Origin of the sequence: Streptomyces botrytidirepellens, from assembly GCF_003721215.1 — a bacterium.
Lineage (GTDB): Bacteria > Actinomycetota > Actinomycetes > Streptomycetales > Streptomycetaceae > Streptomyces > Streptomyces himastatinicus.
The window spans coordinates 1-7,874 of record NZ_RIBZ01000719.1; the positions used below are offsets into that span (position 1 = coordinate 1).

The following is a 7,874-nucleotide window of genomic DNA, read 5'->3' on the forward strand; positions in this document are numbered from 1 at the left end:
CACCGCCCACGCGGCATCGGAGATCTCAGGCACATCCCTCATGACCATCCAACGAGCCGATGATCGGCGAGACACTGCCTAGCACCTGCCGGTCGCTGTGATGGGCCGCCGCCGACGCCTCGGGGTCTCCCGCTCGGGGACCCCGAGGCGCCGCGGCGGCTCCTCGCGCGGGTCAGCGCGCCACCCGGCCGTCCAGCCGTGTGCTCATACCGGCACCACATCCGCCGTGCCCACGGGTTTCCCGGAGACAAACGATTCATTCGCGGCCAGACCGGTGACCAGGGCCAGCGCCCCGTCCTCCTCGGTGGCGCGCTGCTTCGACGCGTCGGAGGCGTCCGCGGTGGCGGGCGTCCCGGTGTCCGCCGCGCGGTCGAGGGGGTTCAGGGGTCCGTACAGCGCCGTCAGCATGCGCTCGTCCCCGCCACCGTGTCCCGCGTGGTCGAACGCGGGCAGCTCCACCTCCCGCGGCGGCTCCCACAGCGGGCGCAGCACCACCCGCGGACCGCCCGCGTTGGCGAGCGCCTCGTCGCCGTGGATCGTGCCCCGGCCGGAGGTGGTACCCAGCACGGGCGGCTGCCACCGGCTCTCCTCCACCTCCAGCTCCAGCCGGCCGCGGGTGCCGTTGAACATCACGCGGTAGCCCTCCCACGGGGAGTACGCGGTCAGGTGGTACGTCATGGTGGCGCCGGTGTCGTAGCGCACCAGCAGCGACATGTCGTCCTCGATGGTGATGCCGTCGCCGAACACGTTGCGGTCCCGGTGGTAGCCGTCCGCCCCCTCGGCGTCGAGGTACAGCGCGCGCAGCGCGTCGTTGTCGGCGAGCTCCAGCGCGAACGGGTCGTCCTGCGCGGCGGACGCGCCGTGGGCCCGCTCGTACTCGCGGCGGTAACCGCTGCGCTCGCCCGCCTCGCGGCCGTAGAAGCCGAGCCTGCCGTAGCCGAAGACCTCCTGCGGCCTGGCCCCCAGCCACCAGTTGACCAGGTCGAAGTGGTGGCTGGACTTGTGCACCATGAGCCCGCCGCTGTGCTGCTTCTCGCGGTGCCAGCGGCGGAAGTAGTCCGCGCCGTGCCGGGTGTCCAGCAGCCACTCGAAGTGCACCGACAGCACCTCGCCGATGGCGCCCGAGGACAGCTGCCGGTGAACTTCCTCGTGGACCGGGTTGAAGCGGTAGTTGAAGGCCACCGCCAGATGGTTGCCGGTCTCCTCGACGGTGCGGAGGATGTGGCGGCACTTGGTGGCGTCGGTGGTCATCGGCTTCTCGGTGACCACCCGGCAACCGGCCCGCAGCGCGGGCACGATGTAGGCGTCGTGCAGCGCGTCCACGCAGGTCACGACCACTTCCTGGATGTCGTCGGCACGCAGTCGGCGCTCGAAGTCCTCCGGGCTCCAGGCGGCCGCCTCCGGCTCACCGGCCTCCTTCAGCAGCCGCTGGTGGTGGGCGATGCGCACCGGGTTCGGGTCGCACAGCGCGGCGACTCGCAGCCCGGGGCGGCGGGCCAGCGCCGTGGTGAACATCTGCGCACGGGATCCGGTGCCCACCACCACGGCCCGGGAGGGAGTGTTGCCGACGGTCATGCGTCCTCCATAGGAAGTCGATCAACGCGTGCGCAGGATAGGCCGATCCCGGGCTCACCACCACGGGTCCGGCACCTTCCCCTGGAAGCCGGCGATGCGGGCCCACATGACCGGCGGGTTGGAATACATGGGGAAGTGTCCGCACTGCGGGATCTCGGCGAGTTCGACGCCCGCCGCGGCCAGCCGCGGCAGATAGGACAGCGACGCGTTCTGGTCGCCGTACATGAACATCCTGGGACACGGCAGACCCAGGAACGTGGTCATGAGGTCTCCGTGGTCGCTCAGCTCGACCATCGACTCGAAGATCCCGCGGATCGCGTCGGCGCGGACCTTGTGGGGCAGGCTCGACGCGAACAGCGGGGCCGCGTAGGCGGGCGAGCGCCGATTCCGTTCGATGAAGCCCTTGAGGAAGGTCGCGCCGTCCGCGGCCGGGTGGGAGACGATCTGCCGGCTCAGGAAGCAGTCCTCGGGCGCGACGTTGCCCTCGATGTCGACGAAGCTGAGCACCCGGTCGGGGTGGCGGGCGGCCAGCATCAGGGCCGTGAGACCGCCCATCGAATGCCCGACGAGGTGGAACCGTTCGATGCCGAGCCGGTCGAGCACGGCCACCGCGGTGTCCACCAGAAACGGGATCGAGACGGCCGTCGGATCCCCGCAGACGGTGTCGCCGCAGCCGGGGGCGTCGTAGGCCACGACCGGGTGCCCGTCGAAGGCGGCGTGGTTCGCGATGTCGGTGTAGTCCTCCTTGGTCGAGCCGAAGCCGTGCAGGAACAGGATCGGGGCGTGCGCCCCGCCGCGGTGCGCGGTCGCGACGTCGAGTGCCACACCGTCGACGGTCAGCTCCTGACGTGACCAGGCGAAGCCATTGCTGGGGTGCATGGTGTGTTTCTCTTCTCCCTTCCTCACTCTGCGGGCAACGCGTGCCGTCACCAGCGGGCTGGGGTCCGCCGCACGCCGGACCACGGCCAGCTCGACGAGATGGGCGGGCTCCCGCAGCGGACGGCAGACCACGCCGGGCACCGGCGGCTGGGACGAGGTGTGCGGCACGAGGCCGACCCCCAGACCGCAGCCGACCATGGCCAGCTGCGAGTGGATGGAGTTCGCCCGGTGCCGGGGCTCGGGGTCGAAACCGGCCTGACGGCAGACCGCCACGAGTTCGTCGTGGTACCTCGGCGAGATGGCCCGCGGGATCCACACCCACGGCTGGTCCGCCAGGGCGGCGAGGTCCACGCTGTCCCCGTCGGCGAGCGGATGTCCCTCCGGGAGGGCGGCCACCAGCCGGTCGCGGCGCAGCGGATCCGAGCGCAGCCGCTCGTCGTTGCCGGTGTGGCGGATCACGGCGATGTCCAGACGTCCGTCGAGAAGGCCCTGCACACCCTCGGTGGTGTCCAGCTCCCGCACCCGCAGCTCGATGCGCGGCCGCTCGGCGCGGAGACTGCCGAAGATGGCGGGCAGCGCCTCCGAGAAGGCCGAGGTGACCGCGCCGATGGTCAGGGTGCCCAGGTATCCGGCCTGCGCCTGCGCCGCGGCCACCTGCGCACGCTCGGCCGCCGCGGTCAGCGCGTAGCAGTGCTGGAGAAAGACGGCGCCGGGCTCCGTCAGGGCCACGGAACGGCTGGAGCGCTCCAGCAGCTGGGCGCCGAGCTGTCGCTCGAGGTGCCGGATGGCCTGGCTCAGCGGCGGCTGGGACATCTGGAGGCGCTCGGCGGCCCGGCCGAAGTGCAGTTCCTCGGCGACCGCGATGAAGTAGCGCGCTTGGCGGACCTCGATCATCGAGCCGTCTGCCGTCTCGTGGAGAGGCCGTAGAGGTCGAGGGTGGAGCACCCGTCACGGAGCCGACCGAGGATGTCCCGCTCCTTCGCCACCCGCTCGTCGGCGCGGGCCACGACCGAGGGCGCGACCTCGCGGGGCAGGCATACGACGCCGTCGGCGTCGGCGACGACCAGGTCGCCGGTGGCGACCGGCACCCCGCGCAGCACCAGGGGTGCCCCGAGCTCACCGGGGTGGTCCTTGGTGGTGCGGAACACCGCGACCGACGAGGCGAAGACGGGAAAGCCCAGCCCCGCGAGTTCGGCGGTGTCGCGGATCCCGCCGTCGACCACCAGCCCCAGCAGCCCGCGCACCTGCGCGGCCACGGCCAGCACCTCGCCCCAGTGGCCGTGGACCGCGCCCTGGAGATCGGCGACGAGGACATGGCCGGGCGGGGCGGCGGCGACCGCGTGGTGCAGCGCGAGGTTGTCACCGCCCACACCCCGCACGGTGTAGGCGGGCCCGGCCAGCCGGGCGCCGGGCCAGACCGGGCGCAGCCCCGGCGCGCAGGCGCAGTCGGCGGCGGACGCCTCGTACAGCGTGGCGGTGGAGTGTCCGCCGGTGGCGAGGCCCGTCATCGGCCGCTCCGCTGGAGCAGGTGGTAGCCGAAGGAGGCACGGGCCCGGCGCAGGCTGTGCCCCGCCCGTACCGCGGCGACGATGTCGGCCTCGGTGCGCTCGATCCGTGTCGCCAGCTCGACGACCTCGGGCAGCCTGGCGGCGGGTACGACCACCACGCCATCGGCGTCGCCGCGCACCAGGTCGTCCGGGACCACCGGAACACCGCCCAGGGACAGCTCCGCACCCACCGCGGCGAGCCGCACCCGGTCCTTGCCGGTGCGCATGAACCGGCCGCTGCTGAACAGCGGATAGTCCGCCTCGACCGAGGTGGACACGTCGCGGCAGGCCCCGTGGATCACGGTGCCCGCGACACCGCGGACCGCCGCGGTCTGCGTCATGATCCCGCCCCACACGGTGCAGTCCGTGCGCCCGGCGTTGTCGATGACCACGACCGCGCCCGGAGGCACATCGTCCAGGAAGTCACCGACGCTGCCCTTGTCGGCGTCGGCCGGTTCGTAGCGGACGGTGAAGGCGGGACCCGTCAGCCGGGCCGTGGGGGACAGGGGCGCCACGCCGAGGACGGAGCCGGGCAGCCCCAGGGCGTCCAGCGCGTCGGACAGCGCGGCGGTCGGCAGGGCCGCGGCCCGCTGGGTCGGTGTGTCCATCAGCGCTGCTCCTCCGTTCCGGCGAGCCGGGCGTCACGCATGGCGTCCGACAGGGATGCTCCGCCGCGCAGTTCCTCGGCGATGGCACGCTCGCGCCGGGCCAGCGCCCGGGCGTCCCGCAGGACCTCATGGCCCCGGGCGCGGGGCACGAAGGCCACGCCGGTCTCGTCGGCGAGGACGATGTCCCCCTGCGCCACCGTGGCCGGGCCGACCCGGACCGGCCCGCCGGAGGACACCTGGTGCAGGCGGCCCCGCGCGGTCACGGGGGTGGTGGCCCGGGCGTACACCGGGAAGCCCGCCTCGCGGGCCTCGCCGACATCGCGGCACGCCCCATCGGCCACCACGCCGCGCACCCCGCGCAGGGAGGCGCCCAGGCTCAGCAGGCCGCCCCAGCAGGAGACGTCCGTCCGGCCGCCGGCCGCGATCACCAAGACGTCGTCCGGGCCGCCCGCGTCCACGGCCGAGGTGGCGATGTGGGCCCCGGACGTGCCCGGGGCGCCCGGGGCGAGTTCGACCGGTGCGGCGAATCCCACCACTTTGCGGTTGCCCCAGACCGGCCCGATGCCGCCGAGTCCGGGAGGCAGGTCCAGCCCGTCGAGCGCGTCGCTGACCGCGGCGCTGTCCAGGGCGCCGTAAGCGGCGAGGAGAGTCATGTCGTCGTTCACCCGGCCAGTCCACCAACCACACTCCATAGTGTGAAGGTCCTGATACGTATGCCGACGATATGCGCGGCGACTCGCCGAGCCGCGCGTCCGGTGGCGGTCATTCCGGCCCGCCGCGCTTCACGAGCCGGCTCGCGATCACATTCCGCTGGATCTCGTTGGTGCCCTCACCGACGATCATGAGCGGTGCGTCGCGGAAGTCGCGCTCCACACCACCGAGTGCGACGAGACCGCCATGGAGATCGCGCTCAACGCCGTCCGCATCCACGGGGGTTGGCGGCGCGTGGACATGGAGGCGGGCGGCGCGTCCTCGAACGCCGCCCAGGAGCGCGTCGGCCGGGGTCGGGGTCGGTCTTGCAGAGCAGGGCGATCAGCCGGGAGCGGCGGGAGTTGGTGATCCAGGCCCGGCCGCCCGGCGGAGGTGACGTTCGCATGAGCCGGGACACCGACCGCATCGCCACCGCCCGGAGCGGGCCACCGAGCTGTGCGCCACGCCCGGTGCCGTCCGCGCGGCCTTCGGCAACGTGGAGCTCGCGGGTCAGCTCGGCGTCGCCCCCGACGACCACGCGGCCCTGGCGTACGCGCGCTCCCGGCTGGTCCTTGCCTCGGCCGCCGCGGGCTGCGGTCCGCCGCTCGACGGGGTCGCCACCGCGGTACGGGGCACCGACGCCCCGACCCCCGACGTCGCCCACGACCGGCGGATCCTGGCCCTGGCCCGCGGCTAACGTCCGCCCCGCGGCGCCGCGGTCACGGCCACCGGGCGCAGCTCGGCCGCCGCCTGCTGGTCCGGCGGCTGCTGCACCGCGACCCCGTCGGCGGCGCGCTGCGCGAGGCCGAGCTGGGAGATGGCGTTGACCAGCCGCACCCGCGTCCCGGTGCCGGTCAGCTGCCACCGCTGGGTGCGGGCCGTGGCCGAGCACGTCTGCGTGGTGACCGTGGCGCCGGCTTCCAGCGGGGCGCCGAGGTAGCGGGCCCCCTTCACCATGTCCAGGCAGTAGGCGGTGGCGGTGCCCCCGCGCACGGCGCGCAGCGTGTAGTAGCCGTCCGCGGTGGCCGACAGCCGCCACGCCGCGCCGCCGTCCTCACCGAACCGCGCGGTGGCGCCCTCGCCGCCACCCGTGGTGGTCAGTCGGGTGGCGGAGCCGGGCAGCGTCAGGGCGTACGTACCGTCCGCCACCGGCAGCCGCACCACGTTCTGCCAACCGGGCGCGTGGCCGATGTTCCGGGCGAGCGTGCTGAACCCGTCGTACGTGGCGGCCGGTTTCGGGCCGCCCCAGGTGGCCTGGGCGAGGAAGCGCAGCGGCAGATACGCCTCCGTCTCGACCTCGTTCTCGGTCTGGGCCGCCGCCGAGTCCGGCCACATGGTGATCTTCGCCCCGGTGATGCCCGGCTGGGGGCCGCTCAGCGTCTCGCCCTCGAAACGCAGCGGCGTCCAGTCGCTCTCGTACAGCTCCCGCGTCTTCATGGGGGAGCCGCCGCGGATGAGGTAGAGCGCGTAGGCGGAGTTCATCACCTGATGGCCCTGCGCGAGCAGGGCCGAGGGCGGCTGCTCGGGTTCGGCGGTCCAGTGCTCGACCCGGATGTCCTTGTTGACAGGGATGGTGTTGTCGCCGGTCAGCCCGTCGTTCCAGATCCGCAGGGTCCGCCCGGCGGCGCGCACATGGTCGTCGACCCGGTTGACGAAGTCCACGAACGCGTCCTGCGGGGTCGCCCGGGCACCGTACTTGGCCTTGGCGTACGCCGCGATCTGCGGATACGCGGCGTAGTCGGAGCCCAGCATGTATTCGTCCGCGCCCATGTGCCAGTACGGGGTGTCCCACACGGTCAGCGCCTCGTCCAGCAGCCCGGTGTAGAAGGCGAACGCCTCGGGCCGGGTGATGTCCAGCCGCGACGGCGACCGCGTCCCCTTCGTGTCCGTGAGCTGGAGTTCGGGGTGGTTCTGGAGATACGGGTCGATGTGCCCGGGGGAGTTGATCTCGGGGACGAGCGTGATGTGGTACTTCCGGGCCATCGCCGACAGCCGCCGCACCTCGTCCTTGGTGTAGTACCCCCAGAACTTCGTCTTCGGGTAGTTGTCGCCGGCCACCTTCGCCTCGATCCACAGCTGGTTCAGCTTCAGGTACGCCATCTCGCGCATCAGCCGCTCGAACCAGTCCAGCGAGACGTGGATGTAGCAGGCGCACACCCCCACCCCGCGCTCGGCGTACCGCGGCACGTCGACCGTGCTGCCGTGCGGCAGCTCGCGCCCGTCGCCGAGCATCTGGAGCGCGGTCCGGGTTCCCAGGAACGCCCCGGCGGCGGTGGCCCCGGTGATCCGTACGGTGTCGCCGACGACCAGTTCGTACCCCTCGGTGCCCAGATCCTTACGGGACGCGTCCACGCCCAGCACCACATCGCCCGCCGTGCCGGCCCCGCCGGTCACCACGGGCAGCCGCAAGCCCGTCGCGTCGGCCACGTCGTCGGCGAACGTCGACGCGTCACCGCGCAGCTCCGGCGTCCGCGCGACCACCGCCGCCGTGGCCGCCAGCCGCAGCGTGCCCTCCTGCCCGGTCCACCGCACCGGCGCCGGGATCACACCGGGAGCGGCCGCCGCGCGCCCGACG

Annotated in this window: 8 protein-coding genes; 1 reads left to right on the forward strand and 7 read right to left on the reverse strand. The window is 73.2% G+C overall.

Going from position 1 to position 7,874, the window contains the following annotated elements; genetic code table 11:
• Positions 1–204: 204 nt before the first annotated feature.
• From EEJ42_RS36845 to EEJ42_RS54000, 6 genes are all read right to left on the reverse strand, one after another.
• Complete coding sequence (locus EEJ42_RS36845) at positions 205–1,575, reverse strand: Gfo/Idh/MocA family protein (protein ID WP_123106541.1); 1,371 nt, start codon at positions 1,573–1,575, stop codon at positions 205–207.
• A gap of 54 nt (positions 1,576–1,629) precedes the next feature.
• Positions 1,630–3,348: an alpha/beta fold hydrolase gene (locus EEJ42_RS52040; protein ID WP_221179467.1), complete on the reverse strand. Its 1,719-nt coding sequence runs from the start codon at positions 3,346–3,348 to the stop codon at positions 1,630–1,632.
• Positions 3,345–3,962 carry an RraA family protein gene (locus tag EEJ42_RS36860; protein WP_123106542.1) on the reverse strand — a complete coding sequence of 206 codons (618 nt, stop codon included), beginning with the start codon at positions 3,960–3,962 and terminating at the stop codon, positions 3,345–3,347. Before EEJ42_RS36860 ends, EEJ42_RS52040 begins: the two co-directional genes overlap by 4 nt.
• Positions 3,959–4,609: an RraA family protein gene (locus EEJ42_RS36865; protein WP_123106543.1), complete on the reverse strand. Its 651-nt coding sequence runs from the start codon at positions 4,607–4,609 to the stop codon at positions 3,959–3,961. Before EEJ42_RS36865 ends, EEJ42_RS36860 begins: the two co-directional genes overlap by 4 nt.
• Positions 4,609–5,274: an RraA family protein gene (locus EEJ42_RS36870; protein WP_221179468.1), complete on the reverse strand. Its 666-nt coding sequence runs from the start codon at positions 5,272–5,274 to the stop codon at positions 4,609–4,611. The genes EEJ42_RS36865 and EEJ42_RS36870 overlap by 1 nt, the downstream gene beginning before the upstream one ends.
• A gap of 97 nt (positions 5,275–5,371) precedes the next feature.
• Positions 5,372–5,596, reverse strand: a complete 225-nt coding sequence (locus EEJ42_RS54000; protein ID WP_281291588.1) for an acyl-CoA dehydrogenase family protein — start codon at positions 5,594–5,596, stop codon at positions 5,372–5,374.
• 199 nt (positions 5,597–5,795) lie between these two features.
• Between EEJ42_RS54000 and EEJ42_RS36885 the strand changes: the two genes are divergently transcribed.
• Complete coding sequence (locus EEJ42_RS36885) at positions 5,796–5,996, forward strand: hypothetical protein (protein ID WP_184503452.1); 201 nt, start codon at positions 5,796–5,798, stop codon at positions 5,994–5,996.
• Here EEJ42_RS36885 and EEJ42_RS36890 read toward each other — a convergent pair.
• The coding region (locus EEJ42_RS36890; RefSeq protein WP_123106547.1) for a family 20 glycosylhydrolase at positions 5,993–7,874 on the reverse strand (1,882 nt) is incomplete at its 5' end. The genes EEJ42_RS36885 and EEJ42_RS36890 overlap by 4 nt on opposite strands.

Excerpts from the sequence above, each read along its gene's own strand:
- EEJ42_RS52040 (WP_221179467.1), bottom strand. The coding sequence starts at position 3,348 with ATGATCGAGGTCCGCCAAGCGCGCTACTTCATCGCGGTCGCCGAGGAA.
- EEJ42_RS36865 (WP_123106543.1), bottom strand. The coding sequence starts at position 4,609 with ATGGACACACCGACCCAGCGGGCCGCGGCCCTGCCGACCGCCGCGCTG.
- EEJ42_RS36860 (WP_123106542.1), bottom strand. The coding sequence starts at position 3,962 with ATGACGGGCCTCGCCACCGGCGGACACTCCACCGCCACGCTGTACGAG.
- EEJ42_RS36845 (WP_123106541.1), bottom strand. The coding sequence starts at position 1,575 with ATGACCGTCGGCAACACTCCCTCCCGGGCCGTGGTGGTGGGCACCGGA.